22 protein-coding genes are annotated in these 26,564 nt (G+C 52.7%); 10 read left to right on the top strand and 12 right to left on the bottom strand.

The features are described from left to right. The 10 genes from ABDW72_RS10445 to ABDW72_RS10400 form a co-directional block, all read right to left on the bottom strand. On the bottom strand, window positions 1–822 hold the full coding sequence (locus tag ABDW72_RS10445) for a TIGR04290 family methyltransferase (RefSeq protein ID WP_347158499.1): 822 nt from the start codon (window positions 820–822) through the stop codon (window positions 1–3). A gap of 140 nt (window positions 823–962) precedes the next feature. Beyond that, window positions 963–2,063, bottom strand: coding sequence for a CgeB family protein (locus ABDW72_RS10440; protein ID WP_347158498.1), 1,101 nt, complete (start codon window positions 2,061–2,063; stop codon window positions 963–965). Further along, window positions 2,060–3,166, bottom strand: coding sequence for a CgeB family protein (locus tag ABDW72_RS10435; protein WP_347158497.1), 1,107 nt, complete (start codon window positions 3,164–3,166; stop codon window positions 2,060–2,062). Before ABDW72_RS10435 ends, ABDW72_RS10440 begins: the two co-directional genes overlap by 4 nt. Continuing rightward, complete coding sequence (locus tag ABDW72_RS10430) at window positions 3,156–4,298, bottom strand: CgeB family protein (RefSeq protein WP_347158496.1); 1,143 nt, start codon at window positions 4,296–4,298, stop codon at window positions 3,156–3,158. Before ABDW72_RS10430 ends, ABDW72_RS10435 begins: the two co-directional genes overlap by 11 nt. Before the next feature lie 196 nt (window positions 4,299–4,494). Next, window positions 4,495–5,595 carry a glycosyltransferase family 4 protein gene (locus ABDW72_RS10425; RefSeq protein ID WP_347158495.1) on the bottom strand — a complete coding sequence of 367 codons (1,101 nt, stop codon included), beginning with the start codon at window positions 5,593–5,595 and terminating at the stop codon, window positions 4,495–4,497. Between the two features lie 3 nt (window positions 5,596–5,598). Then, entirely contained in the window at window positions 5,599–6,648 is a 1,050-nt protein-coding gene (locus ABDW72_RS10420) for a Gfo/Idh/MocA family protein (protein WP_347158494.1), read from the bottom strand. Between the two features lie 3 nt (window positions 6,649–6,651). Continuing rightward, window positions 6,652–7,662 (bottom strand): MDR/zinc-dependent alcohol dehydrogenase-like family protein, encoded by a 1,011-nt coding sequence (locus ABDW72_RS10415; protein WP_347158493.1) that lies wholly within the window; start codon window positions 7,660–7,662, stop codon window positions 6,652–6,654. Window positions 7,663–7,665: 3 nt separating this feature from the next. Further along, window positions 7,666–9,720 carry an SDR family NAD(P)-dependent oxidoreductase gene (locus tag ABDW72_RS10410; protein ID WP_347158492.1) on the bottom strand — a complete coding sequence of 685 codons (2,055 nt, stop codon included), beginning with the start codon at window positions 9,718–9,720 and terminating at the stop codon, window positions 7,666–7,668. A gap of 44 nt (window positions 9,721–9,764) precedes the next feature. Beyond that, window positions 9,765–10,883: an NAD-dependent epimerase/dehydratase family protein gene (locus ABDW72_RS10405; protein WP_347158491.1), complete on the bottom strand. Its 1,119-nt coding sequence runs from the start codon at window positions 10,881–10,883 to the stop codon at window positions 9,765–9,767. A gap of 33 nt (window positions 10,884–10,916) precedes the next feature. Next, window positions 10,917–11,612, bottom strand: a complete 696-nt coding sequence (locus ABDW72_RS10400; protein ID WP_347158490.1) for an SDR family oxidoreductase — start codon at window positions 11,610–11,612, stop codon at window positions 10,917–10,919. Between the two features lie 248 nt (window positions 11,613–11,860). Here ABDW72_RS10400 and ABDW72_RS10395 point away from each other — a divergent pair, with 248 nt between their 5' ends. From ABDW72_RS10395 to ABDW72_RS10365, 7 genes are all read left to right on the top strand, one after another. Then, complete coding sequence (locus tag ABDW72_RS10395; protein ID WP_347158489.1) at window positions 11,861–12,460, top strand: GNAT family N-acetyltransferase; 600 nt, start codon at window positions 11,861–11,863, stop codon at window positions 12,458–12,460. Between the two features lie 375 nt (window positions 12,461–12,835). Continuing rightward, complete coding sequence (locus ABDW72_RS10390) at window positions 12,836–15,931, top strand: SusC/RagA family TonB-linked outer membrane protein (protein ID WP_347158488.1); 3,096 nt, start codon at window positions 12,836–12,838, stop codon at window positions 15,929–15,931. A gap of 18 nt (window positions 15,932–15,949) precedes the next feature. Next, on the top strand, window positions 15,950–17,314 hold the full coding sequence (locus ABDW72_RS10385; RefSeq protein WP_347158487.1) for a RagB/SusD family nutrient uptake outer membrane protein: 1,365 nt from the start codon (window positions 15,950–15,952) through the stop codon (window positions 17,312–17,314). A 133-nt stretch (window positions 17,315–17,447) separates the two neighbouring features. Continuing rightward, complete coding sequence (locus ABDW72_RS10380; RefSeq protein WP_347158486.1) at window positions 17,448–17,840, top strand: BlaI/MecI/CopY family transcriptional regulator; 393 nt, start codon at window positions 17,448–17,450, stop codon at window positions 17,838–17,840. Beyond that, the gene (locus tag ABDW72_RS10375; protein ID WP_347158485.1) at window positions 17,824–19,119 is read left to right on the top strand and encodes a TonB family protein; all 1,296 of its coding nucleotides are present in this window, start codon (window positions 17,824–17,826) and stop codon (window positions 19,117–19,119) included. The genes ABDW72_RS10380 and ABDW72_RS10375 overlap by 17 nt, the downstream gene beginning before the upstream one ends. 95 nt (window positions 19,120–19,214) lie before the next feature. Further along, entirely contained in the window at window positions 19,215–20,453 is a 1,239-nt protein-coding gene (locus ABDW72_RS10370; RefSeq protein WP_347158484.1) for a TonB family protein, read from the top strand. A gap of 43 nt (window positions 20,454–20,496) precedes the next feature. Then, complete coding sequence (locus tag ABDW72_RS10365; RefSeq protein WP_347158483.1) at window positions 20,497–21,210, top strand: TonB family protein; 714 nt, start codon at window positions 20,497–20,499, stop codon at window positions 21,208–21,210. Between the two features lie 76 nt (window positions 21,211–21,286). Here the strand turns inward: ABDW72_RS10365 and surE are convergent, their stop codons facing one another. Next, window positions 21,287–22,063, bottom strand: coding sequence for a 5'/3'-nucleotidase SurE (surE, locus tag ABDW72_RS10360; RefSeq protein ID WP_347158482.1), 777 nt, complete (start codon window positions 22,061–22,063; stop codon window positions 21,287–21,289). 104 nt (window positions 22,064–22,167) lie between these two features. On the opposite strand from surE, the gene ABDW72_RS10355 reads away from it, so the two are divergent. Both ABDW72_RS10355 and ABDW72_RS10350 read left to right on the top strand, forming a co-directional pair. Next, complete coding sequence (locus tag ABDW72_RS10355) at window positions 22,168–22,782, top strand: mechanosensitive ion channel protein MscS (RefSeq protein WP_347158480.1); 615 nt, start codon at window positions 22,168–22,170, stop codon at window positions 22,780–22,782. A 40-nt stretch (window positions 22,783–22,822) separates the two neighbouring features. Continuing rightward, window positions 22,823–23,215: a DoxX family protein gene (locus tag ABDW72_RS10350; protein WP_347158479.1), complete on the top strand. Its 393-nt coding sequence runs from the start codon at window positions 22,823–22,825 to the stop codon at window positions 23,213–23,215. Between the two features lie 175 nt (window positions 23,216–23,390). Here ABDW72_RS10350 and dnaB read toward each other — a convergent pair whose 3' ends face one another. Then, on the bottom strand, window positions 23,391–24,938 hold the full coding sequence (gene dnaB / locus ABDW72_RS10345; protein ID WP_347158585.1) for a replicative DNA helicase: 1,548 nt from the start codon (window positions 24,936–24,938) through the stop codon (window positions 23,391–23,393). A 239-nt stretch (window positions 24,939–25,177) separates the two neighbouring features. On the opposite strand from dnaB, the gene ABDW72_RS10340 reads away from it, so the two are divergent. Then, a complete protein-coding gene (locus ABDW72_RS10340) occupies window positions 25,178–26,557 on the top strand; it encodes a UDP-N-acetylmuramate--L-alanine ligase (RefSeq protein WP_347158478.1) in 1,380 nt (459 codons plus the stop codon). Window positions 26,558–26,564: the final 7 nt, after the last annotated feature.

The following is a 26,564-nucleotide window of genomic DNA, read 5'->3' as shown; positions in this document are numbered from 1 at the left end:
CTATTTTCTGCCGTTGTGGCCCAGCATATACTCGTTTTTGCGCGATACTTTTTCCTCTACTGCTTCCTGCCAGTCCTGCCCGGTAGCGGAGAGCAATTCCGAGTCGTTCCAGTGCAAGCCCTGCTTTAGCGCCTCGTCTACTTCCAGTATGTACATTTCGTGGCCGGGGCGATCTTTTACGCGGAAGCCGCAGGAGCGTAGCATCGCTTCGATGGCGGCATGATTGGGGGCCCACCAGTTGGTAGGATCACCGGCCATACGCTTCTCTATAAAAGCCATTTTTGGCCAGTTGGGGGCCAGCATCCGTTGCCGGTCGTTGATATCAAAATCTTCGGGCGGCGTGGCTGCTTCATTTCCGGGCATGGTGAGCGTCTGGAACACCATCATCCGGCGGGTTTTCTGCGAGAGAATGTCCAGCGAGAGCAGCGGGTAACGCAGGTGGTATAGTACGCCCATGTACCATACCAGGTCAAACTGGCGGTCGAGGCGCGCCACATCGTATACCTGCATCTGCTTGAGCTCTATTTTATCCTGCAGGCCAAATTGCTTGGCGGCCCATTCGGCTTGCCGCAGGTAATGCGGGTCTACATCTATGCCCAGCACGTTTGCGCCGCGCTTGGCCAGTTCTATACTATAAAAGCCAGCATTGCAGCCCACATCCAGCACTTCCCACCCCGACAGGTCAGCGGGTATGTAGGGTTCTATCTCAGCCCATTTAAAGGCAGGGAAATCTCCCAATGTATGGTTAGGTACTGTTTGTTCGCCATTGGGCAGGTGCAGGTTATGAAACCATGGGCCCAGCTGCTCTATCTCCTGATGCATTTTATCTTAAATGAATGAATAAGTGAATAACTGAATTAATATCAGTTTTATACATGTACTAGTGGCACCCCCAGACCATTCTAAACGACGCAGTGGTGCAACTTATACTTGTTTAAAAGGAAAGCTTACATACATAGCTCTCAGCCACTCACCACCATCTCCTCGCCATCTGTCGACTCCAGCGTCAGGAGCTCTTCGGCATAGCTGATGAGTTCTTTGGCGCGGTGTGCGGCGGTATGCTGCGACAGCACTTTTTTTCGGGCACGTTCGCCAATCATCTTTCGCTCCGATTTGCAGATCTCCCGCAGAAAGCAAAGCGTGTCTTTAGCCGAGCGCGACACCAAAATCTCGGAGCCAATTTTAAAGATCGAGTTCAAGCCATCCCAATAATCCGAAATAATGGGCGTACCACAGGCAGCTGCTTCAAACAGGCGCACACTCGGCGAATAACCGGCTTTGATCATGTCGGCACGCGTGATGTTTTGCGTGTAGCGCTGGCTGTTGTAAAACTTGCGGTGCTCGGCTGGTGGCAGGTGATGGATGTACTGCGTGTTGGCCGGCCATTTTATACTTTCGGGGTACTGCGGGCCAGCTACTACAAACCGGCCTCCCTCCCACTGGCGTGCCGCATCCAGCATCAGCTTCTCAAGGGGTGGCTGGCGGTCGTCGGAGTAAGTGCCGAGGTAGCCCAGGTCCCACTTCACATCCTGGAACTCCGGATAGTATAAGGTTGGGTCGAAGGAGCAGTACAGGGCACGGGCCATTGGTGAGCCATACTTGCGCTCCAGCAGGTCCAGCGTGGGGCCGCCCGTAAACGACAAGTATAAATCATACTTCGGAATGAGGTTGGGGTGCAGGTACTCGTAATCTTCGCGCTCCAGTTTGGCCAGCGTTACGGGCGTGTCGATGTCGTAAAAAGCTTTGATGCCCTGCGCCGTTTTGCACACCCACTCGCCTACTAATACACCTTCCGGCACATAAGAGCCTATAATCACCATATCCGCTTCCCGCACCTGCTCCGTAAACCGGGCCTTCAGGTCATCGAGCGAGGCATAAAGTTCCGTCTGGCAATATTCCGGGTCAGGGAGGTCGCGGCTGTTGGCATACCATGGCACATCACGCTCCAGAAAAAGAACGTCATGCCCCTGATTATTCAGTTCGCGAACCAACCCTCTGAAGGTGGTGGCGTGGCCGTTTCCCCAACTGGAGGTAATGGACAGGCCTAGTATAACGATGTTCATGCCAGTGCTTCCTTAGTCTGTTTTACTTTTGCGTACAGTAGCTGCTCCAACTGCCCGGCCCGGTGGCTGTAGGTATGCGCCGACAGCACCTTTTGATAGGCAGCTTCTCCGATGGCTTTGGCTTTTTCCGCTGACAGATCAGCTAATATGGCCGCCACTTCAGCACCGCTTTTCGCTACCAGGATTTCCTTTTCCGGTTCAAAAAAGAAGCCGATGCCCTCCCAATAGTCTGTAATAATACAGGCGCCTGCTCCTGCGGCCTCAAAAACGCGTGTCGCCGGCGAAAAGCCATAACGGGCCATACTTTCGCGGCTGATGTTGAGAACGGCTTTTGGGGTGCAGTTAAAGGCGTTGTGCTCTTTTGTATAGACGTGTCCGATGTAGGTTATGTTGTCTGACATTTGCTTGTCGCCCCAGCCGCTGCCGCCAATAATAAATTGCTTGTCGGGCATGGCTGCTGCGGGGTTCAGAAAGAACTCTTCCACACGTGCCTCGCGGTCGGGCAAACGGTTCCCCAGGAAAGCAAGGTCGCAGGCAAACTTCGGCTCCGGCGCTACGGGGTAATGTGTAGCGGTATCCAGCGCATTATAGATCGGCACGCACTTTTTCGCTCCAAGCGCTTCGTAGGCATTCACTACCGGGTCGCCACCGCCGTAGGTCAGGATCATGTCGTATTGCGGAATCAGCTGCAGGAACTGGTCATCAGCATTATGGTGCACGCGGTCCAGTGTAGCAGGTGCATCCACATCCCAGAACACCACCAGCCGGTCATCGGTCTGCAGGTTCAGTACTTCGCGCTCTAATAACTCGTCAAACACGCCTACGCCGCTGGCTTTCACCACGATGTCGGCTGCAGCAGCAGCCTCCAGGCACCTAAAGGCTGCTGCTTCAGTTGCTTCGTATACTACTACTTTGGCCCAGTCCGGGTCTTCCATGTCGCGGTTCTGCTGGCGGTCGTAGGCATCAGGCTCGTAAAACGTTACCTGGTGGCCGCGCTCGTGCAGCGCTCTTATAATTCCTCTATAGTAGGTGGCAGCACCGTTCCAGTATGCAGATACCAGGCTGGAGCCGAAGAAAGCAATCTTAAGTTTCTTAGTCTTCATGCAGCACTTGTTCTTTTGGGGTGAGATAAATTTTTGATGTTGCAATGCCCAACTCCTCACATACTTTCTCCAGTTCATTTACACGGTGGGCACAGGTGTGGCGGCTGCGGATGGTTTGCAGGCCATGTTCTGCCACTTCCTTTGCTTTTGCAGGGTCGTTTATAATAGTTTGCAGGTGCTCTTTCATTTCGCTGCCGGTGCGGGCCACCAGGAAATCCTTGCCCGGCGTAAACAGGTGCTCAGCATCGTCCCAGGGCGAGGAGATTAGCGGAATGCCACAAGCCAGCGCCTCAAACGGCCGGATGGTCGGGATGCCCGGCAGCGCCTCTACGTAGGGCCTGCGCGGCACATGCACGGTTACTTTATACTTGGCAAATTCCTCCGGCGCTTTGTAGTTGGGCAGCCAGTTCCCGTATTCGATGCCGGCATCAGCCAGCGCCTTGCGGGCATGCTTGGGGTAGCGAACGCCATAAATCTTCGCTTTCAGGCCCAGTTCCTTTACCGGTTTGATTAGGAATTCGTGCAGTTCGGCCGTCCGTTCTTCATCGCCCCAGTTGCCGATCCAGATCAGGTCGCCTTCGTAGCCTTTGTGCTCGTGCGGGTAGAATACGGAGGTATCTGCCGCTTCGTGCCAGGTCCAGGCTTTGCTGGTCCAGCCTTCCTGCAAGTATAAATCACGGATCTTCTGCCCGAAAGCCAATACGCCGTCATAATGCGTCAGGTCATACTTGGCCATACTGTCGCGCTCCGTTACGGCGCGGTGGTGGGTATCGTGGAACAGCAATTTATACTTGCCGCCTTTTGCCCGGTGTTCGCCAATGCGTTTCACCAACTCATGGTCGTTCCACTCGTGCACCAGCACCAGGTCCGCATCTGTTAATACATCATCCAGGTTTATACTTTCCAAAGTATAAAAGTTGGTGCGGATGTTGGGGTAATACTGTTGCAGTTCGTCCAGTTTCTCTTTCCCATAGCCTTCTACCAGGTTTTGCAGACTCCAGCCATTTTCCGGCTCATATACGCGCACCTTATGCCCTCTCTCTTCCAGTTCCCGCACAATGCCACGCAGAAAATGCGCGTTGCCGTGGTTCCAATCCGATAGTATAGAGTGGTAGAAAAGGGTGATGTTCATTTTTAGAATTTTGAATGACTGAATAATTGAATGACAGAATTTTAATTTTTTGAATAACTGAATGTCTTTTCATCCTCTTGTATAGCCTTTGGTTACAGGTATAAAAGCAGCTGAAGCGCACCAAAGCTCATAGGAAGGCCAGGAACAATACACCTCTCCCATTCAAAATTCAGTTATTCGATTATTCAAAATTAACTTACGCTGTTACCTTTTGCTTCATTACCTGCCGGTACACGTGGTCGTAGTCCTGGCCCATCGGGTCGGAAGTATAGCCATGTGATCGTTTGATGGCGCGCATGGCCATAATGTTACGGGCAAACTCATCCTCGATCAGGTCGCTGATCGTATCGCGCAGTTCGTCGGCATCGTTCGGGTTTACGTACTTGGCGGCGTTGCCCCATACTTCGGTCAGGCTGTCGGTTTTGCCCACTACCAGCGCGCATCCAGACATGGCAGCTTCCAGAATGGTTAATCCAAACGGTTCATACTTGGCTGGCAGCGCATAAATAGATGCTCTGGACAACCAATCTGCTACTTCTTTCTCTGTCAGTTGCCCCAGAAAATGGACGTTTTCCAGTTCAACCTCTTTGCCGCTGGCCGGGTGCCTCGCATCACCGGCAATGTATACTGGCCATGCCAGATCAGACGCGATATGGGCCAGCATCGAGATGTTCTTACCTTCGTCCCACACACGGCCCAAGCTGAACACGAACGGCTCTTTTTTGCCAAACTGGAAATCGTGCTGGCCGCGGCCATTATAAATAACGGTACGGGACTTAAAAGGGCCGTACAGGTCTTCGGCCTGGTGCATCATGGCCTGCGTGGGTGCCACCACCATATCGGCTGCCTGCAGGCCGCGGGTAACCATCTCTTTATACTTGTCCCATGCTTTGGGGGCTTCTTCGTCTTTTACGGCTCGCCACCACGACATCACACACGAATGCACTACCACCACAACCGGCACGCCCCAAGGCAGGTTGCCATGCACCATCCCGTTCAGATGCACCAGGTCGGGCTGTACTTTATCGCGAAGCTCCAGCAGCCATTGGCCTGCTTTCTCAATATCTTCCCAGGGGCTCTCCATCCACTCCAGTTGAAAAGAACTCTCGCACACTGTCAGGTTGCCGATCTCCTCCACCTCCCGAAGCTGCTCTGCTTTTAACGGCGCGCCCATGGTAGCAAGGGTTACCTGGGTGCCGAAGGGCGACAGCGCCCGAACCAGTTCCAGGGTATAATTCCAGACACCTCCTACAGTGTCGGCTGTCATCAAAATCTTTGATGGATGCTGTGCTTCCATAATTTATCTCCCGTATATTTTATCTAAAACTTCTGCTACTTTCACAAACTCCTCTGCCTCCTCGCTGAAGCCTTCGCCTTTGGCCAGTCTTTCGGCCCAGGCTACGCCCGCTCTGCCCGACCACTCGTCTGGTGGCGAGCACAAGCGCTCTGTTTTAGTGCCGTAATAGCGCTCTGCTACAAAGTCGTAAAAAGATCCGTTTACATTTTTCAGCGCTACGCCGCCTTCTGTACCATAAAAGGTAGCGCTGATGATGGCTTCCTGGCCGGCCGGCAGGTTCCAAGAGCAGCTGAGCTGCATGTGGGTGTTGCCTTCCAGCTCAATGCCGGCTGTGGCGTAATCCTCTACTTTACCTTCGCAAATATCGATTGGCTTGCCTTTTGCAAACAGCTGGCTGTGCACTTCTTTTACCGCCGGGAAGTTCATCGACCACATGGCCAAATCTACCAGGTGCACGCCCAGATCGATCACGCAGCCGCCACCGGAAAGCTTGGGCTCGTAGAACCAGGCTTTATCAGGGCCATAGGCGTTGTGAAACACCAGCTCAATGGCATAAATATGGCCCAACTCGCCGCTCTGCACCACTTTATATACTTGCTGCATGGCTTCAGTGAACCGGTATGATAAATCAACGCCCAGCAGTTTGTTCTTGCGGCGGGCAGTTTCTACTACACGCCGTGTTTCTTCGGCATTGCGGCCTAAGGGTTTCTGGCAGAAAACAGCCTTCCCTGCCTCCAGCGCCAGTTCGCTTTGCTCGGCATGGAATGCACTTGGCGTGGCAATCACCACGCCGTCTACTTCCGGCTCGCTGATAATGGCATCCAGCGAATTTACCTGCTTTGCTTCCGGAGCCGTTTTCAGGGCTTCTTCCGCGTTTTGTGCCGCCGTATCGGCAACGTAAGCTACTGCACCGGCGCCGTGTTTGGCAATTACCTCCATGCGGTTGCGGCCAATCCAGCCCACACCCAAAAAGCCGAGCCGGGGCTTGGTTGTTGATGAAGTAGAAGAAGATGCTTGTATTTCCTGTTGGTTGTCCAGTATCGTTTCTTGCATAGGTTAGTAGGTTATCAGGGCTTTTACAAAACCGTCGGGGCGGTTGACGAGGTTATCGAATGCGGAGGCAATATTATCTAAAGTATAAGTATGCGTGTAGAGCTTTTCGGGGCGAAGAATACCTGCCTCTACGGCTGCTACAGCTGCTTTTATACCTTTGATGTACTCCTGCGGATCGCGCTCGTGAGCGTTAATCACATCCAGCCCGCGCCAGTTCCAAAGCTGAACATTCACCTGGCGCATGCCATCCTGATGGAAGCCGGCGATGATGAGTTTACCGCGCTCACGGGTCAGTTCACCGGCCAGGTTAAGCGGCCATTCTTTTCCAGTGCACTCTAGTACGCGTTCGCAGAAATTTCCGTTGGTGAGTTCCTTAACTTTTTCAATAATTTTATAGTGATCATCCATGGCGATCACCTCATCGGCACCGCACTGCTTTGCTATCTCCAGCGAAAACTCCCGTTGTGAGATAGCGATCACGGTGGCACCTGCATTTTTAGCCAGTTGCACCAGCAGTGCTCCTAAAAAGCCAATGCCAAGTATGGCCACGGTCTGACCTTCGGAAATATCGCTGCGCTTAAAGATGTTCATGGCACAGCCCAGCGGCTCGCCGGGGAAAGGCTTGCCTGCCAGCGACGCCGGGAGTTTTACTACCTGGTTGGCATCGGCCATGTCATAAGCGGCATAGGCGTTGTAAGAAAGCGCTGCTACCCGGTCGCCTACCTGCACACTGTTTACACCTTCGCCTACGGCATCTACTGTGCCCCAGCCTTCGTGCCCCGGATTACCGGCTTCAATGGGATAACTAAACCACTCGCGGCCTTCCCACACCGGGATGTTGGAGGCGCAGAGGCCGCAGCCCTCCAGCCGGATGCGTACCTGCCCGGCTTGGGGCGCCGGCAGACGTACCTGCTGTACTTCTACATTTTTTGGTGCTGTAATAACAGCGGCTTTCATCGTGCTGACCTGGGCGTCAGCGATCTCTTTCTTCTCTGTTGTCAGCGTATCTTGCATTATCTAAGCGAGTGCTACTTTTTTTACAGGTTCTTTTTTCTCTATTTCAGATGGCAGCGTCAGGTGTACTTCCAGGCCACGGTTCTCGCAAAGCCACTGGTACAACTTGGCCACTCCCTCCTGCACGTTGTGCTTCGGATACCAGCCGGTTGCTTGCTGAAACTTGCGGGTATCGGACACATAATAATGCTGGTCGCCGGGGCGCCAGTCACCAAACTGCAGCGGAATTTCTTTGCCGTTATACTTGCCAATGGTCTTCAGCAGTTCCAGCAGGCTCACCGTATTTTCGGCACCTCCACCAATATTGAAGGCTTGTCCTTTTACTTCGTCTATGTGTTCCAGCGCCAGCACGAAGGCATCTACCAGGTCTTCCACAAACAGGATATCACGCACCTGTTTGCCATCACCGTAAATGCTGATCGGCTTATCTTCTATCGCGCGGATGGCGAAATGTGCCACCCAGCCCTGATCCTCGTTGCCATACTGATGCGGGCCATAGATGCAGCTCATCCGGAACACAGCCAAGGGCAGGTTATAGGTGCGGGCATAGTCTAACACGTACTGGTCTGCAGCGCCTTTGGAGCAACCGTAGGGGCTGTGAAAATCCAGCGGACGCGCTTCGCTGATGCCATACTTTTTGATGGTGGTATCGGCTGGGTAATAACGGGAGCCATTGGAAATAAACTTCAGGTCTTCGAGGCCGCCGTAAACTTTGTTGGTAGACGTAAACACGAGGGGAGGCGGTGTTTCCTGCTCCCGGATCGCTTCCAGCACATTGATAATGCCGCGGGCGTTCACTTCGAAATCATTGATCGGTAAGTCCAGCGAAGTGGTAACGGCCACCTGCGCCGCATAATGAAAGACGGCTTCTGCCTTCTTCATCACCTGACGTACGGTTTGCTGATCACGGATATCGCCCACGTATACTTCCAACTGGCCGGGATACGTTTCGTGCAGCCACTGCAGGTTCTGCTCTACGCCGTCGCGGGTAAGGCTATCGAATATCAGCACGCGTTTGCCTTGCTCCAGCAGGCGCTTGGCCATGTTGGTGCCTACAAAGCCGGCGCCGCCCGTTATCAACGTATATTTCCCGGTATCTTCCGTCAGGGAACGTTTGATGTAATTCAGGTGCTGCAACTGCTCGATGCCATGTTTCGCCCACAGCCTGTACAGCAGTTTGGACGTGCCATCAGCCTTTTTCAATCCGAAGTGATACTCGCGCTCATCCACGTGAAAACCTCCTACAGTAGGCAAGCTGGCATTCAGGTCGTGGAGGCCATACCAGTATACGCGGCTCACATCGGCTTTCAGCACTTCTTTAAATTCCTGCAGCTGCTTAAACTCGTCGTGCTGCCAGGTCGAAAAACCGGCTTCCGTGATCCATAGTTCAGCGGTGCCGTTATACCTTTCCATCACTTCGCGCACGGCGCGTATGTTTTCGGCCCAGCCATCCCACAGTTGGTCAAACACATCCGGAAAACCATGAATGCCAATGGCATCGATGTGCGCCATAACGCCCCGCTCATACATGGTGAGCAGGAAGTTCGGGTCGATCGGGCTCATGCCACCCAGCAGTGTTTTCTTGCCACGCTGCTTGCACCAGTAGGCGGCTCCGCCCACCATCTCGGCAAATTTAAACCAGCCGTAGTCCTGTGTAAAATCATACTCCACTTTGTTGTTCGGCTCGTTCCAGAGTTCCACCCAATCAAAGTGCTCCCCCAGGTCTGTGATAAAGACGTCGAGGAAATCCGCATACGCCTTTTTATCTCTTGGTGGGGAGGAGGTACGTGGCCGTTCGCCCAGCGAAGGCGGTGTATACAGGAAGCAGGGCAGCACGTTCACTTCTTTTGCCAGCGTTGGTATCAGCCAGTCGTACCAGGCTTTGCCTTCCGCTGTATAGTAGTCCGCCCACGACACACCGGTTCTCAGGTCCGCAACCCCCAGTTCTTTTAAATCGGCAAGCGCTTGGTGTACACGCGCGTGTTCGCCAACCCTGAACCATTCTACCAGTCCGACTGTGGGGAAAACCGTTTTATCCATCGTGTTATGTAATTTCATGTTCTGATGATCCTTTGATTAAAAATGGTGCGGGTGCTGTTCTGTTATACTGTCAGGCCACGGGCAGCCAGTTCAGCGCTGGCTTCGCTTACGCGGTCGTAGGCAATCTGCCCTTCCAGCCAGTTCGCCAGTTCTTCCAGCCCATTGTTGAAGTCTACCTGCGGGTAAAAGCCCAACACCTCATTGGCCAGCGATATGTCGGCATAGCAATGGCGGATATCGCCTACCCTATACTTGCCTGTGATCTCGGGCAGCAGGTGCTGCTTGTCCATGACTGTAGCCAGCCGTTCGCCAATTTCACGAATCGTATAGTTGTTGCCGCTGCCCACGTTAAAGACCTTGCCTGTCGCTTCGTCTTTTTCCATAGCCAGGCGGCAAGCCAACGCCACATCGCGCACATGCACAAAATCGCGCTGCTGAAAGCCATCTTCAAATATCATCGGCGAATTGTTGTTCAACAAGCGGGAGGCGAATATCGCCAGCACCCCGGTATAGGGGTTCGACAGTGCCTGGCGGGTACCATACACATTAAAGAAACGCATGGCCACTGTCGGAATATTATACGCGCGGCCCACCATCAGGCACAAACGCTCCTGATCATACTTGGACAGTGCGTAAACCGATGAAAGCGAAGGGATCTTGGATTCCGGCGTCGGGATAGGTAGTAGCGTATTCCCCTGGACGTCGTGCAGCTCCCAGTCGCCATTTTTAAGTTGCTCCAGCGGCCGTTCCTGCACTGTTTCCAGTGCACCATCCGGGTTCTGGTAAAGGCCTTCGCCGTAGATGCTCATGCTGCTGGCCACCACCAACTTTTTCACCGGGTGTTTGATCAGGGCTTCCAGCAGCACCGCTGTGCCGATATTATTAACATCAGTATACTCCCTGATCTCATACATGCTCTGCCCTACACCTACCATGGCAGCAAAATGGAACACATAGTCCACACCTTCCAGCGCGCGCGCTACATCTTGCGGGTTGCGCACGTCGCCTACCTGCAGTTCTACCTCGTCGTGCAGGTATTCGGGGCGTTTGCAGTCTTTGCCGTGTACCTGCTCGCTCAGGTTGTCCAGCGCTCGCACACTGTAGCCGTGCTTGATCAATTCGTCTGCCAGGTGAGAACCAATAAACCCTGCGCCTCCCGTTATTAAAACTTTCTTATCCATAGTCTGTTGTTGTATGTAAGGTTGAGCAAAATGTTAAAAGGGTTGCGCTGTGGGCCGTAGTGTGACGTGGTTTACTGAAACATCCGGCGGTTGCTGCAACGCAAAAAGCACTGCTGCTGCCACATTTTCCGGCGTAAGCGCGCCATAGCCAAGGTCAGCTGCTGTGTGAAATCCTGAAATGGTATTTTTGAAAAAGGCAGTGTCCGTTACTCCTGGCGACACCACGGTTACCCGCACTGTTGGCAACACTTCCAGGCGCAACGTTTCGGCGATTACCTCCAGCGCTGCTTTGGTGGCCGCATACACGCCACCATACGTATAGGCCTGCCCTGCCGAAACAGAAGAGATCAGAACCACATCGCCCTGCCCGGCCTCCAGCATACCCGGCACAAAGGCCCGGATCAGGCGCAGCGTGCCCAGCAGGTTTGTTTCGATCACACGTTGCCACTTGGCGGGATCTCCTTCGGTAAGCTTTTCATGAATGCCCTGGCCGGCACTGCAAACAAGTATGTCGGGTGTTCCCAGTTTCTGGTGTACGCCTGCAAAGAGCGCGTCCACATCAGGGGCAGCACTTACGTTGCATCGGAAAGAACAAACGGAGGCAGGAAGGCTGTCCGGCACCTGGAGGTCGGCCACGGCGGTGGCTACTTCTGCCTGTGCAAGTCGGGTGGCTATGGCCTGGCCTATGCCTGATGCCCCACCACTTACCAATGCCTTTCTTTCTTTCAAATGATGCACGTACTGTTGTAAGAATTTGCGTCTATATATTGATAATTACATCCTAAATTGTTAGGTAGAACGTAGGAGACGCTGTTAGGGTTGTAGATGCTGGAATAAGGCTATATAAAAATAGGCTAATTCGCCTTATATGTATGTTTAAACTACATCTTCAATGTTTGCTGCTATAAATGCACACAGAGTGCAGGGTTCCTGTTTGCCGCTGTTATTGGTTCTGCTACGTTAACGAGAATAAAACGATGGATTTTAAACAAAATATTGTATTGGAAGATGCCCGCGTGTTGCTCCGCCCGTTCAACCCGGCTGACCTGGAGCAACTGCGTGCGATTGCTTTCGATGAGGACACCTGGCGTTATACTGTAACCTGCCTAACCAGCGAAGCAGACCTGCAGCAGTGGGCAAAGGAAGCTTTGGCAGCACGCCGGAATGCAAGCCGCTATACTTTTGTAATTGAGGACAAAGCCACTGGCCAACTGGCCGGCAGCACAAGCTATGGCAACATCTCGGCAACCGACAAACGCCTCGAGATCGGCTGGACATGGTTGGGCAAAGCCTACCGGGGAAGCGGCCTGAACCACCACTGCAAATTCCTGCTGCTACAATATGCCTTTGAGGTACTGCACTGCGCACGCGTGGAACTGAAAACAGACGTGCTGAACACGCGCTCCCGCAAGGCCATGCTCAAGTTGGGAGCCACTGAAGAAGGCATCCTACGCAGCCATACTTTAATGCACGACGGCCGCCGCCGCGATACTATCTACTACAGCATCCTGGAAACGGAGTGGTCTGCAATCCAGCAAACGATCTTCAAAGACATGTTGCCCGGTGCATCTCATTAGTACGCCGGCGGCCGTACCATACTTCGGCTGTAGAACCAAAGTATAGGTATAGGCCAACCGGCACTAAGACGCTTTTGCTGGCTTTACCTGCTGCCAATGGGTAAGGCTGCACCGCTATTCTCTAAGTGCGGCGGGCACGCTTGCGCTGTCAGTATTTCCACATCCGATACAAAGCTTTTCAATTCTTACTATTATAAACGCCTCCATAACAGTAGATTGACCAGCACCTCCTTTCATAATTCCCGTATAAGGCATATTTATAGGCAGGCCTTCTTGTATGCAAGGGGCAGCACAAGCCAGTGCACTCCTGGGCTTGATCATACCTTCTTTCCAGTTAGTTCAGTTTGATTTCTTTATAACACTAAATACAATACTATGACAGGAAAATTACTACTCAGTTTTCTGCTGTTCTTTGCGCTCCTGAATAGCGTCTGGGCGCAGACTCAAGCTGTTTCAGGTCGGGTAACGTCAGCCTCCGATGGCTCCTCACTACCAGGTGTTACAGTGCTTGAAAAGGGCACCACGAACGGTTTGACGACCGGAATAAACGGAGAATACAATGTAACGGTACAGCCTAACGCTACTTTAGTCTTCAGTTTTATTGGGATGGAAACGCAGGAAATTCCTGTAAACGGACGCTCCACGATTAATGTGCAGCTACGTACCGACCAGAAGCAACTTGAAGAGGTGGTAGTGGTAGGCTATGGTACACAGGAGAAGCGTAGCGTAACGGGTTCTATCGCTTCCTTAACATCAAAAGATGTGAGCGAAACCCCTGTAACTTCTGTGGAGCAGGCCATACAGGGAAAAGCTGCCGGTGTGTTCATCCAGTCTAACAATGGCAAACTGGGACAAGGCATTCAGGTGCGCGTTCGTGGTACCTCCTCCCTGTCCGCAAACAGCCAACCACTTTACGTAGTAGACGGGATTCCGATCACTTCTGACAACCTCTCCGGCACATCTGCCGGCACCAACCCTCTTGCCGATATCAACTTTAACGATGTGGCTTCCATAGAAGTGCTGAAAGATGCCTCTGCAGCGGCCATTTACGGTGCCCGGGGCTCTAATGGTGTAGTGATCATTACGACCAAGAAAGGCAAAGCAGGTGCTTCCAGAATAAATTTTTCGGCACAATGGGGCACCAGCAAAGCATCACGCCACCGTGATTTCCTGAATGCAGATCAATATGTGCAACTGGAGCAACGCGCAGCGATGGGAGCGGCAGCACAGGACTATGCCGCCGGGTACTACGAAACATTACAAGATGCGCAGGATGATTATATGTCTTATGTAGACAGCCGTTTAACCCGTTACTCAGCCGGCAACCAGGATTGGCAGACCGGCGCAGTAAACACCGATTGGGAAAAAGAAGCCTTCCAGCAAGCACCACAGTCGCAGTATGATCTGAATATATCAGGTGGAAACGAAAATACCCGGTATTACATCAGCGGGCAATACCTGGATCAAACCGGTATTCTGATCGGCAACGCCTTCAAACGATACACCGGGCGTGTTAACCTGGACAACAAATTGAACAGTATCCTGAATGTAGGCGTGAACCTGAGCTTCGCCAAAACAGTGAACGACCGTGTATCTAACGATAATGCTTTCTCTACTCCGATGCAGATTGTGGCCCTGTCGCCTATCACACCGATCATTGATCCAAGAACAGGTTTGTTGAGTGGTAGCCTTCCGGGCGAAGCCTCCAACTATCCGGTTTACTACAACCCCCTGCTAAGCCTTGACAATGCCTCGTACCAGACAAATGTTTATAGAACGATTGGCAACGTTTACGGAGAGCTGAAGTTTACAGAAGCCTTAGCGTTCCGCTCTGAGTTTGGCATCGACCAGCTGAACCAGAACGAGGAAAGCTACTACGGCCGCCTTACTTTCAGAAACTCTGGCACACCAAATGGATTTGGTGAAAATGCTTATACCCAGGTATTAAACTATAATACCAACAACTACTTCACGTACAACAACACCTTCAATGAAGATCATTCGCTGGAGGCAACTGTGGGTATGAGTTACCAGGAGGCCAAGATTAACACAAACGATGTACAAGGGCAGCAATTTCCATCTGATGCTTACAAGCAAGTAGGTTCCGCAGCGCAGATTTCGGCAGGCTCTTCTACGCAAACAGGGTATAGTTTCTTGTCATACTTTGGCCGCGGCAACTATAACTTCAGAAATAAATACTTCATCTCGGCCAGCATGCGTGCAGATGCCTCTTCCCGCTTTGGCAAGGACAACCGCTGGGGCTTCTTCCCGGCCGGTTCATTGGGCTGGATGATCTCTGAAGAAGAATTTTTGAAAGGCGTCAGCTCTTTATCGATGCTGAAGGTTAGAGGAAGTTATGGCCTGACTGGTAACGCCGAAGTAGGCAACTTTGCTTCTCTTGGCTTATTTACCGGTGATGCAGGTTACAACGGCGTTGCCGGCCAGCGCATCACGCAGATTGCCAACCCGAACCTGAAGTGGGAATCAACGGCCCAGTTGGACCTAGGTCTGGACTTCGGCTTTCTGAATAACCGCATTTCCGGTTCCTTCGACTATTACCGCAAAAACACCAAAGACCTGCTGCTGAACGTAAACGTACCGGCAACTTCCGGCTTTGCCACGCAACTGCGCAACCTGGGCAAACTCTACAACCAGGGTTATGAGGTTTCTATAACTTCTCAGAACCTGGTGGGTGCCTTTGGCTGGTCTACTAACCTGAATTTCTCCTATAATATAAACAAAGTAACAGACATACAAGGTCAGGTTTTGGGTACCAACGACCTGAACCGTGTTATTGAAGGACAGCCCATCGGTGTGTTCTTTGGCAAGGAGTATGCAGGTGTGGATCCGGCCAATGGCGATGCGCTATACTACCTCAACACCAAAAATGCAGACGGCAGTGTTGACCGTACCACGACCGCTGATTATAGCGCGGCAGAAGACGTTATACTTGGTAGCCCAACGCCAAATTATATCGGTGGCCTGACGAATAGCTTCACCTTTAAAGGCTTCGACCTGTCCTTTACTTTCCAGGCAGTAACCGGCAACAAGATCTACAACGGAGGTGGTCAGTACATGAGCGCCAATGGCAGCAATGGTTTTGACAACCAGACCTCCGATCAGATCAACTACTGGGACAAGCCGGGCGATGTTACCGATATTCCGGAGCCCCGTATGTTTTATGGCAATGGGGTGAGCCCCTCCAGCCGTTACCTGTCAGATGGAGCCTATGTTCGCCTGAAGACTTTTTCAGTAGGTTACAACCTGCCAAAGACCTGGGTAAGCAAACTCAAAATGGAGAATGCCCGCTTATTTATGAATGCTTACAACCTGTTCCTGATCACGAACTACGACGGATGGGACCCGGAGGTAAATGCTGACTACCAGGCTTCGAATATCAATTTGGGAGTAGACTTCTACTCAGCTCCGCAGCCACGCACGGTTACTTTTGGCGTTAACGTTGGGTTCTAAATCTTAAAAGCTACATCCATGAAACGATTCAACTATAAGTATATAACGGCGCTGGGCATCAGCCTGGCCGCTACGCTCAGTGCCTGCGATAAAAAATTAGATATAAGCCCCTCTAATTCAATCGAACAAAGCGAGGCGCTGCTCACATCACAGGATGTGCAAAGCGCCCTGATAGGTGCTTATAACAGATTGGAAGATGAAGACCTGTATGGAGGAAGAATTTACCTGGAACCCGATCTGTTAGCTGGTCAGAATGCCATTGCTTGGGGCGGCACTTATACAGGCCTAACCCAGATCTATAGCCAGACAATTCCACCGAATAATACCTTCGTTACCGACCTCTGGATTGATGCATACCAGGCGATCAACCAATTGAACAACGTGCTTGCCAACATCGACAAGGTGGATGAGGCTGAGAAGGATCGGGTGGAAGGAGAGGCAAAGTTCCTGCGAGGCCTGATCTATTTTGATCTGGTGCGCCTCTTTGGTAAAGCCTGGAGCGACGGCGACCCTAATGCAAACCTTGGTGTGCCACTGGTGCTTACGCCAACACTGGTGGTGGATGAAAACTCTAACCATACCAGAGCGTCCGTAGCGGCTGTTTACGAGCAGGTATTATCGGACCTGAACGATGCCGAAGCACTGCTGCCAGCTTCCAACAGTTTTTTTGCGAATAAATATGCCGCCGCCGCCATTCTGTCGCGGGTGTATTTGCAAAAAGGCGATTATGAGAATGCTGCTACAGAAGCTACCAATGTGATCAGTTCTGACCAATATGAGCTGGTGGAGAATTATTCTGATGAATTCCCTTTTCCAGGCGCAGTTCACGTGGATAATACTTCTGAGGACATTTTCGCCTTCCAGGTTACGCCACAGCAAGGCACCAACAGCTTAAATGAGTTCTATGCCTCTGCCGACTATGGCGGACGGGGGGACATCGAAATCAAATCTAACTTTGTGAACCAGTATAGCAACAAGGACGAGCGTGCGGACCTTTTCTACATGGATGGCAGCTCCACCAGAACCGGAAAGTTTAACAATCTCTACGGCAACATTCGGGTGATTAGACTGGCAGAAATGTACCTGAACCGGGCAGAGGCAAACCTCAGAATGAACACGACTATTGGCGACACTCCTCTGAACGACATCAACAAGATAAGAGTCGGAGCAGGGCTGGCTCCGGCAACCACGGTATCCTTGGAAGATGTGCTGCAGCAGCGAAAATTAGAGCTTGCCTTTGAAGGCGGTTTCTTCCTGTTCGATGCCAAGCGCACCAAGGAAAGCATCGGATCATTGCCGTTTAACTCCGATAAACTGGTATTTCCTATTCCACAGCGGGAGTTATACGCCAACCCTAACATGGAGCAGAACCCCGGCTACTAAGCCATACTTATCCTAAAAAAGGCTCCCCGACCAGGAGCCTTTTTTATTTATCTGCCATACAACTAAACCTTTAGTTTATAAACTAAGTATTTAGTTGTATATTTACTAAAACTATCCTGAGCAACAGACTATCATGAAAGAACTAACGAAAGCGGAAGAAGAGATCATGCAGGTGCTGTGGCAGTTAGAGCGGGCCTTTGTGCGCGACATCCTCGACCAACTGCCGGAGCCAAAACCCGCCTATAACACGGTTTCCACTATTGTGCGGATACTAGAAACCAAAGGTTTTGTGGCCCACGAGGCTTTTGGCAAATCGCACCAGTACTACGCGCTCATACCGCAGGACAAGTATAAGAGCTTCTTTCTGAAGAACTTTATGAGCGGCTACTTCAGCGGCTCATTTGCGAAACTGGTCTCGTTCTTTGCCAAGGACAACAACCTGAACGTAAACGAACTAGACCAGCTGATGCGGCACGTAAAACAAGATCTGGACGAAAACGACACTCCCGATGGAAGCAATGCTTAATTACGCGATAAAGGCCGGCATTGGTCTGCTGGCACTGTACCTGTTCTACTTTCTGGTGCTGCGCCGCCACAACAGTTTCGGCTTTAACAGGCTGTACCTGCTGCTAAGCCCTTTGGTGGCGCTGCTGTTACCGCTGCTTACCTGGCCGGCCATACTTGCCCCGGAAACAGCCGTTTCGGAGACGCTAAAGGCCGTGCGGCTCAGCGAGGTGGTCGTAACCGCCTACCGACCAGCGTCTGCGGCGGCAACAGGGGTAGCTTCCACCCTTATCACCATCCTTCCTGTGCTTTACTTTGCAGGCATGGCGGCCATCCTGGTGAAGCTGGTGCGGCAGCTCTGGCTGATACAGCAGACGAAAGCCACCGCTACTCCAGCCACAGCAACCGACCATGCTCAAGTATACTTGCTGGACAGCCCCTACCCTACTTTTGCCTTCGGAAAGAGCATTTTTCTGAGCCAGCAGCAGCACCTGAGTAAGCCGGAGCAGGAACAGGTGCTGGCCCATGAGCTGGCCCACGTGCAGTTTGGCCATACCTGGGATGTGCTGTTTTACGAGCTGCTTTCGGCTATACTTTGGTTTCATCCGGCTATCTGGCTACTGAAGGAGGAGCTGCGCGATGTGCACGAGTACCAGGCCGACGCCGCTGTGGTAAAGCAGCACCAACCTCAGAACTATACTTCGCTGCTCTCCAGGGAAGCGCTTCTAAATATGGGACTTCCGGTGGGCAGCCACTTCACTAAACCGCAGGTGCTCAAGCGCCTGCACATGCTGCAGCGCCAGGGGCAGAAACCCGGCTGGCTGCGTCCGCTCCTTACTTTACCCCTGCTGGCAGGCCTGGCATTTATACTTGCCCGGCAGCAGGCCACGGCAGAAAACCAGAGTATCAACTCCGCTTCCTCTGAAGCATCGGTACAGGCCGATCTAATTGTTCCTTCTGCAGAGGAGATACCCTCTAAAGAAAAGCCCTATACTTACGTGGAGCAGATGCCGCAGTTTGAGGGCGGGGAAACGGAAATGATGAAATTCCTGGCCAAGAACATCCGCTATCCAAAGCAGGCGCAGGAAGCCGGCATTAAGGGCCTGGTAGTGCTGAGCTTTGTGGTGGAGAAGGACGGCAGCCTGCACGACATCTCGGTGCTGAAGCCCCTTGGCGATGGCACCGACGAGGAAGCCATCCGCGTGGTTAAAATGATGAAAGGTAAGTGGAGCCCCGGCCGCCAGAACGGAAAAGCTGTCCCAGTGCGGTATACCATGCCCATCCGCTTCGCCATCAGGTAAAGTATAATTCATCCTTGCTTTAACACCTTTTTCAGCTCATTTCGGGCTGATACAGGATACCTATTGCCTTTTTGTAACTATAAAACCTACACATTATGAAAAACATCTTTAAACAACTAACCGCAACAGCGCTCTTCAGTATGGCGATGCTCGCCACCGCACCTACGGCTTCTGCGCAGAAATCAGACAAACCTTATTCTTACGTGGAGCAGATGCCAACTTTTAAAGGGGGCGTGCAGGAAATGATGAAGTTCCTGGGCACCAACATCCGGTATCCTGAAGATGCCAAGGAGGCAGGTGTAGAGGGGCTGGTGGTGCTAAGCTTTGTAGTAGATGCCAACGGCTCCTTGAGCAACCCGAAAGTTGTAAAGTCGCTTAGCAACAGTACCGATGCGGAAGCGATACGCGTGATCAAGATGATGGACGGAAAATGGCAGCCTGGCATGCAAAATGGCAAGGCAGTACCTGTTATTTATACCTTGCCCATCCGCTTTGCCATGAAAGCTGCCCCTGTCGATGTAGCAGCACCAGATAGGCAGCCACAGTTTAAAGGCGGACAGCAGGCCATGCTGCAGACGATAACAAAGCACCTGAAGATGCCGGAAGAAGCAACCCAGGAGCACCTGAACGCGCGTGTGGTGGTGAAGTTTACGGTAGAGAAAGATGGCAGTGTCTCCAACATTAAACTGGCGCACACCAAGCTGAAGAAAACTGTGGGGCCTGACGCTAAACTTGACTATATGGATGCCTCCACCTTTAACCTGCAGAACAAAACCGTGCTGGCTAGGCTGGCAGAGGCCGCCGCAGCAGCTGTTAAAGCCACCTCCGGCCAATGGCAGCCCGCCACCAGGAACGGGCAGCCTGTGGCCGCAGAGATGGTGCTCCCCATCCAGTTCCTAGGCTCTGAGGCAGAAAGCGGGGGTTCCTCTCTAGTGCCGCCTGTAAAACAGGAAGCGAAGAAAAGTGCCTATCAATATGAAGAGGTAGACGTGAAGCCACAGCTAAAGGATGGGCCACTGGAGAAGCACATCGCCAAAAACCTGCGCTATCCCACCAGCACCGATTTTGAAGGCGATGTGCAGGTGACGCTGGTAATCGACAAGACCGGCAAAATGCTGGCTCCGATGGCTGCAGCCGAAGATAAAAGTATAACAGGTGAGATTTTCCGGGTGCTGGACCTGACCAAGGGCAACTGGCAAGCAGGTAAAGTGAACGGTGCGCCTGTTACCACCGTGCGGCACATGCACATCCGCTTTGTCAGGGAAACAGAGCAGCAGCAGACAAGGGCCGGCGTGGCACAACCCGCCGACGTGGTCGTGACAAGGTATAGGTAAGTATGTTCTATCAGAAATATAAAACACCTGCTATCTTTAAGCTTTGAAACAATCTTATATAAACAACAACCTTTTTCCTCCCGCTATCCTTTTTGCGGCCACACTAGCCACAGCGCCCGCCATTGCCCAGCAGCAAGCTAACACTGGCGAAAAGGTGCATGAATATGTGGACCAGATGCCGGTGTTTGCGGGTGGCATGGGCGCCATGATGCAGTTTATCGGTTCTAAAGTGACTTACTCCAACACGCAGCCCGAGGGCGTGGTAGTGCTCAGCTTTATTGTGGATAAGGACGGCACCATTGACAGTGCGCGTGTGATCAAGAGCCTGGCCCCTGCACTGGATGCGGCCAGCGTAAACGCTGTAAAAGCCATGGACGGCAAATGGACGCCGGGTGTGCAAGACGGGAAGCAGGTGCCGGTGCGGTTTACTCTGCCCGTTAAGTTTGGCCAGCCTAAACCCGATGGCAACGCACCCGAAACCATGCCCGAGTACAAAGGGGGCGCAGCGGCTTTTAAGACGTTTATGAAAAAGAACGCGAGGTATCCCCGGAAAGGCACGAAAAATGGTGCCGTGTTGGTTTCTTTTGTGATCAACGAAGACGGGTCTCTGAGCGACTACCGTATCAAAAGCCGTGTAGAGCCCGCCCTGTACCAGGAGGCGCTGCGGCTGGCAAAGCTTACCGAAGGCAACTGGCTGCCGGCCATGAAGGATGGGCAAAAAGTAAAGGTACAGTACACCATGCCGGTATACTTTTAATAACCCTGCCACCAAATATAAAAATGCCCTGCTGATGGTGTTCAGCAGGGCATTTTTATGTAGGGCAAAGTATAAACTAAAACTCCCACCCCTCGTTCAGGCTGGCGATCACATGGTGGGCCGTCATGTCGAACTGGCACGGCACCACAGAAATATAGTTGTTCACCAGCGCCCACTCGTCGGTGTCCTCGCCTTTGTCGAAGTTTACGAAGCTGCCCGTCATCCAGTAGTACTTGCGGTTGTGCGGGTCCAGGCGCTCGTCAAACTCCTCCTGCCACTTGGCCTGCGCCTGCCGGCATATTTTGATTCCTTTAATCGGCTCAGCGCTCTTCTTCGGGAAATTCACATTCAGCGCGGTGCCTTCCGGTATTTCGTTGGCTATGGCCTGTCGGATGATCTGCTCTACAAAGCCGGGAATATGCGAAAAATCCGCGTCATGGCCATAGTCGCAGAGCGAAAAACCGATGGCGGGCAATCCTTCTATAGCTGCCTCAATAGCCGCTGACATGGTGCCGGAGTAAAGCACACTGATACTGGAGTTAGAGCCGTGGTTGATGCCGCTCACCACCAGGTCGGGGCGCCGCTCTTTCAGCACATGGTGCTTGGCCAGTTTCACACAGTCGGCCGGCGTGCCGGAACATTCGTATGCCTCCACGCCCAAGTCCTCCAGCGCAATAGACCGGTCTAACCGCAAAGTATTGCCAATGGTGATGGCATGCCCCATGCCCGATTGCGGGCTGTCGGGTGCTACCACTACTACGTCTCCTACCTTCATGGCCACTTCTACCAACATGCGGATCCCGGGTGCGGTAATGCCATCGTCGTTAGATACTAAGATTAATGGTTTTGCCATTATAATTTTTGTTGATGTAGAATAAAATAAACGATTTCTCTTTTCGTGCTAATATACTACAACCTGCTGCTGCGCCACAAGGTTTAAGCATAAATCCACGAACTATGAAAATTACATCCCTTCTTAAGAACGTACTTTACGCAGTATTGCTGGGCGTAAGTATGGCTGCCTGCCTCTCACAGCACGACGACCACCCTGTACAGAGGGAAGCGCCGGAAAGCGCAGAAATGACCCCAGCTGCAGCCCCTGCACCATCAAATTTCAGGATTGACAAAGGCCATGTAGGTGCGGTGCGCATCGGCATGCCGATAACAGACTTACGCCAGCAGGTACCTGCCGGGTTAGCCATTGCCGATACCACCCTGCTGCAGGAAGGCAACGCTGCTACCGCTTACCTGTTGCGCGCGCAAAACGCAACGGAAGGTATTCTGGTAGAGCAAGCCTGTGAACCGACGTGCCATGTATGGCGCATAACAGTTCGCAACGCGCAGTATAAAACAGCAAAAGACATCCGCATCGGATCAACGTATCAGCAGGTGCAGCAGGCCTACCCTATCAGCTACGTGAGCACCGGCGAAGGCAACTTTGTGGCCGTATCCAAAGCCGCCGGTCTGTCGTTCGTGCTTGACCAAAGCCAGCTGCCCCAGCACAAGCTTGCCAGCCTCACACCTGCCGACGTGCCGGCCAGCACTCGGGTAAAAGCTATTTTAGTGTATTAGCTTTTTGCAATACTACGTATAAATACCTATTATTGCTTTCATGGCTATACTTCAGGCGCATTACAAGTATCAGGATACCGGGCTATTAATCCTCCGGCTAGGTGTTGGCGTGGCTTTTATCCTGCACGGCTTTCCAAAGCTGGCAGGTGGCCCCGAGCACTGGGCGCAGATCGGGCAAGCCATGCAGGTAACGGGGGTTACGTTTGCACCCACTTTCTGGGGCTTTATGGCTGGTTTTTCAGAAGCAGCCGGTGGCCTGATGCTGTTGCTGGGGCTGCTTTTCCGGCCTTTTTGCCTCTTGCTGCTGCTTACCATGCTGGTGGCTATCACCACGCACCTTGTCGCAGGGCGACGATTTCAACGGCTACTCGCATGCCCTGGAAGCGGCTGTACTGTTCTTGTCGCTGCTGTTTATCGGCCCGGGCATGTATAGCCTCGATTACCTGCTTTTCCCGAAAGCAAATGACCGCAGCCGTTTTCAGCTCTAGTTTACCCCGGTGCGCTGCAATAGCTGCCAGAGGTACTGCTATACCGAAACGCCCTAACAGCAAAAAGCCACTGCATTGTGTGGCAGCGGCTTTTCCCTTGGCTTACTTTAGATGATTTAATTAAAACGGTGGTTCTTCGTCAAATTTAGATGTCGGGAAGCCACCTCCGCTATTGCTGCCATCATTCATGCGGCTGCCTAAGCGAATAGAGCCCGGGGCATCCGCATCAAAGGTGCTGTTAGGCAGTGCGTTGAAGCCGCCCATCGCATCGCCGCCAAAATCGTGGTCGAGGTTGGTGAACTTGGTATACTTGCCGATGAACTTGAGCTGCACATTCTCCAGCGAACCGTTCCGGTGCTTGGCAATGATCACCTCTCCCACTCCGGCTGTCGGGTTGCCCATTTCGTCTTCCGTAATACCATAGTATTCCGGACGGTATAGGAAGAGCACCATGTCCGCATCCTGCTCGATGGAACCGGATTCACGCAAGTCGGATAGCTGCGGGCGCTTGTCGCCACCACGGGTTTCCACGGCGCGGCTCAGCTGCGACAGGGCGATCACCGGCACGTTCAGCTCTTTGGCCAGCATCTTCATCGCCCGCGAAATGGAGGCGATCTCCTGCTCCCGGTTACCATTGGACTTGCCCTCGGCATTGCCGCTCATCAGCTGCAGGTAGTCAATGATGATCATCTGGATATCATACTGCGCCTTCAGGCGGCGGCACTTGGTGCGCAGCTCCCGAATAGAAAGGCCCGGCGTATCATCAATAAAAATAGGCGCTTCGGTCAGTTTGGCTATTTTGTGGTTGAGCTGTGCCCACTCATATTCTTCGAGGCTGCCCTTTTTGATCTTTTCTGAATCCAGCTCTGCTTCCGACGAGATCAGGCGATTCACCAGCTGCAGCGAAGACATCTCCAATGAGAAGATCGCCACACCTTTGTTGAAATCAACGGCAGCATTGCGCATGCACGAGAGCACGAAAGCGGTTTTACCCATCGCCGGGCGGGCGGCAAGTATAACAAGGTCCGATTTCTGCCAGCCGGAGGTCACGCGGTCCAGCGCCACCAGGCCGCTGGGTACTCCGGTCAGGCCGTCGGCCTGCTTGCGCTTCTCCTCCAGTTCCTTAATGGCCTGGTGCATGAGCGAGCGCATGTCGTCAAAGTTCTTGCGGATGTTAGACTCCGATACTTCGTAGAGCTTGGCTTCTGTCTTGTCCAGCAGCTCAAATACGTCGGTGGTATCTTCAAAAGCACTGGAAAGCACTTCTGAGGAAATGGAAATCAGGTCGCGCTTGATGGAGTTTTCCGTGATGATGCGGGCGTGGTACTCGATGTTGGCTGCCGAGTTAACGCGCGTGGTCAGTTGCGTGACGTAATAAGCGCCGCCGGCCAGCTCGAGTTCGCCGTTCTCGCGCAGTTCATGCGTTACCGTCAGAATGTCGATCGGCTCCGATTTATCGAACAGCCCCAATATGGCTTTAAAAATGCGCTGGTGCGCCTCTTTGTAAAAGCTTTGCGGGCGCAGAATATCAATTACTGTGGTCAGCGCATCCTTCTCCAGCATCAGCGCGCCCAGCACAGCCTCCTCCAGGTCCAGGGCCTGTGGCGGCTTCTTACCCAACTCCGACACCGCAGGTGCCTTTTTCTGCCACCCGTTGCGGTTGCCCATCGGGCGCACGTTCATTTTCATCTCCTCCATATGCACAAAGATATACCGTTATAGATGCCGCGCCCGAAAAATGTTTTTAAAACTTGCCCACCCGTATCTTAACACTTGTACAGCAGCAATAAACAGGATATCAACAACCCAGCAGCACATATCCACAAACTTTCCACATAATACACCCGGGCTATTTTATATTCGGCAAGGTCTTCTAACTTTGCCTGATTGAACAAATTGCCTGGCTAATGGAGAAGAAGGAATTTAAACGTATCCACCTGATTGCCGTCGGGGGAAGCATTATGCACAACCTCGCGCTGGCGCTGCACGACAAAGGCCTGCAGGTGACAGGCTCGGACGACGAGATATTTGAACCTGCGAAAAGCAGGCTGGCTGCTGCCGGCATTTTACCGGCCCATGAAGGCTGGTTTCCGGAGAAGATCGATGCCGGCCTTGATGCGGTGATTCTGGGGATGCATGCCCGGCCGGACAACCCGGAGCTGCTGCGCGCCCAGGAACTGGGGCTACCAATCTATTCCTTCCCTGAATTCATTTATGAGCAGAGCCGCGACAAGCAGCGCATCGTAATCGGAGGCAGCCATGGCAAAACCACTATTACGTCCATCATCATGCATGTGCTCCGGCACCTCGGCCGCAAGTTCGACTATGCCGTGGGAGCGCAACTGGAGGGCTTCGACCGCATGGTAAAGCTCACCGACGATGCCCCGGTGATCATCATCGAGGGAGACGAATACCTCTCCGACCCTGTCAAACGTGTGCCTAAATTTCACTTGTATCATCACCATATCGGCGTGATCAGCGGCATCAGCTGGGACCACATCAACGTATTCCCAGACCCGGACCTGTACCGGGAGCAGTTTCGTATTTTTGCCGAGATGACGCCTAAAGCCGGTACCCTCATCTATAACAAAGATGACGAGCAGGTGCTGCTGGCAGCAGTGCCGCGTAACCCCACCGACATTGCCTACATTGGCTACGGCGTGCACGACCACACGATCAAAAATGGTAAAACGATCCTGCATACCAAGAAGGACGGCGATATTGAGATCCAGCTTTTTGGCGAGCACAACCTGCGCAACATCAATGCTGCCAAAGAAGTATGCAAAAAAATTGGGGTGAAAGCGCATGACTTTTATGAAGCCCTCAAAACTTTCAAAGGCGCCGCCAAGCGCCTGGAGAAGCTGGGGGAGAGCGCTACCGCCGTTGTGTTCCGGGATTTTGCCCATGCACCTTCCAAGGTAAAAGCCACTACAGAAGCTGTTAAGGCACAGTTTCCGCAGCGCGAATTAGTGGCGGTGCTGGAACTGCACACGTTCAGCAGCCTGAACCGCAGCTTTCTGCCACAGTACGCCGGCGCGCTGGACGCGGCCGACGAGCCCATCGTATACTTCAGCCCCAAAACCGTGGAGCACAAGCGCATGGAGATGCTGACCGAGCAGGAGCTGCGCGAGGCGTTCCGCAACCTGCGCCTGCAGGTCTTTACCGACTCCGAGGCGCTGCAGCAGCACCTGACCGGCCGCCACTGGCAGCACACCAACCTGCTGCTGATGAGCTCCGGCACCTATAACAACATCAACCTGGAGGCGCTGACGAAGGCGGTTCTGTAACCTTTAT

Origin of the sequence: Pontibacter chitinilyticus (assembly GCF_039748935.1) — a bacterium.
Classification (GTDB): domain Bacteria; phylum Bacteroidota; class Bacteroidia; order Cytophagales; family Hymenobacteraceae; genus Pontibacter; species Pontibacter chitinilyticus.
Note: the sequence above shows the minus strand (reverse complement) of the source record. Positions and strands in the feature narration are given on the sequence as shown.

What these genes read in the sequence shown, in the direction of transcription:
- ABDW72_RS10340 (WP_347158478.1), top strand. Translation starts at nt 25,178, where the DNA reads ATGGAGAAGAAGGAATTTAAACGTATCCACCTGATTGCCGTCGGGGGA.
- ABDW72_RS10405 (WP_347158491.1), bottom strand. Translation starts at nt 10,883, where the DNA reads ATGGATAAGAAAGTTTTAATAACGGGAGGCGCAGGGTTTATTGGTTCT.
- ABDW72_RS10370 (WP_347158484.1), top strand. Translation starts at nt 19,215, where the DNA reads ATGAAAAACATCTTTAAACAACTAACCGCAACAGCGCTCTTCAGTATG.
- ABDW72_RS10350 (WP_347158479.1), top strand. Translation starts at nt 22,823, where the DNA reads ATGGCTATACTTCAGGCGCATTACAAGTATCAGGATACCGGGCTATTA.
- ABDW72_RS10390 (WP_347158488.1), top strand. Translation starts at nt 12,836, where the DNA reads ATGACAGGAAAATTACTACTCAGTTTTCTGCTGTTCTTTGCGCTCCTG.
- ABDW72_RS10415 (WP_347158493.1), bottom strand. Translation starts at nt 7,662, where the DNA reads ATGCAAGATACGCTGACAACAGAGAAGAAAGAGATCGCTGACGCCCAG.
- dnaB (WP_347158585.1), bottom strand. Translation starts at nt 24,938, where the DNA reads ATGGGCAACCGCAACGGGTGGCAGAAAAAGGCACCTGCGGTGTCGGAG.
- ABDW72_RS10380 (WP_347158486.1), top strand. Translation starts at nt 17,448, where the DNA reads ATGAAAGAACTAACGAAAGCGGAAGAAGAGATCATGCAGGTGCTGTGG.
- ABDW72_RS10440 (WP_347158498.1), bottom strand. Translation starts at nt 2,063, where the DNA reads ATGAACATCGTTATACTAGGCCTGTCCATTACCTCCAGTTGGGGAAAC.
- ABDW72_RS10410 (WP_347158492.1), bottom strand. Translation starts at nt 9,720, where the DNA reads ATGAAATTACATAACACGATGGATAAAACGGTTTTCCCCACAGTCGGA.
- ABDW72_RS10375 (WP_347158485.1), top strand. Translation starts at nt 17,824, where the DNA reads ATGGAAGCAATGCTTAATTACGCGATAAAGGCCGGCATTGGTCTGCTG.
- ABDW72_RS10445 (WP_347158499.1), bottom strand. Translation starts at nt 822, where the DNA reads ATGCATCAGGAGATAGAGCAGCTGGGCCCATGGTTTCATAACCTGCAC.
- ABDW72_RS10420 (WP_347158494.1), bottom strand. Translation starts at nt 6,648, where the DNA reads ATGCAAGAAACGATACTGGACAACCAACAGGAAATACAAGCATCTTCT.
- ABDW72_RS10435 (WP_347158497.1), bottom strand. Translation starts at nt 3,166, where the DNA reads ATGAAGACTAAGAAACTTAAGATTGCTTTCTTCGGCTCCAGCCTGGTA.
- surE (WP_347158482.1), bottom strand. Translation starts at nt 22,063, where the DNA reads ATGGCAAAACCATTAATCTTAGTATCTAACGACGATGGCATTACCGCA.
- ABDW72_RS10355 (WP_347158480.1), top strand. Translation starts at nt 22,168, where the DNA reads ATGAAAATTACATCCCTTCTTAAGAACGTACTTTACGCAGTATTGCTG.
- ABDW72_RS10425 (WP_347158495.1), bottom strand. Translation starts at nt 5,595, where the DNA reads ATGGAAGCACAGCATCCATCAAAGATTTTGATGACAGCCGACACTGTA.
- ABDW72_RS10395 (WP_347158489.1), top strand. Translation starts at nt 11,861, where the DNA reads ATGGATTTTAAACAAAATATTGTATTGGAAGATGCCCGCGTGTTGCTC.
- ABDW72_RS10430 (WP_347158496.1), bottom strand. Translation starts at nt 4,298, where the DNA reads ATGAACATCACCCTTTTCTACCACTCTATACTATCGGATTGGAACCAC.
- ABDW72_RS10385 (WP_347158487.1), top strand. Translation starts at nt 15,950, where the DNA reads ATGAAACGATTCAACTATAAGTATATAACGGCGCTGGGCATCAGCCTG.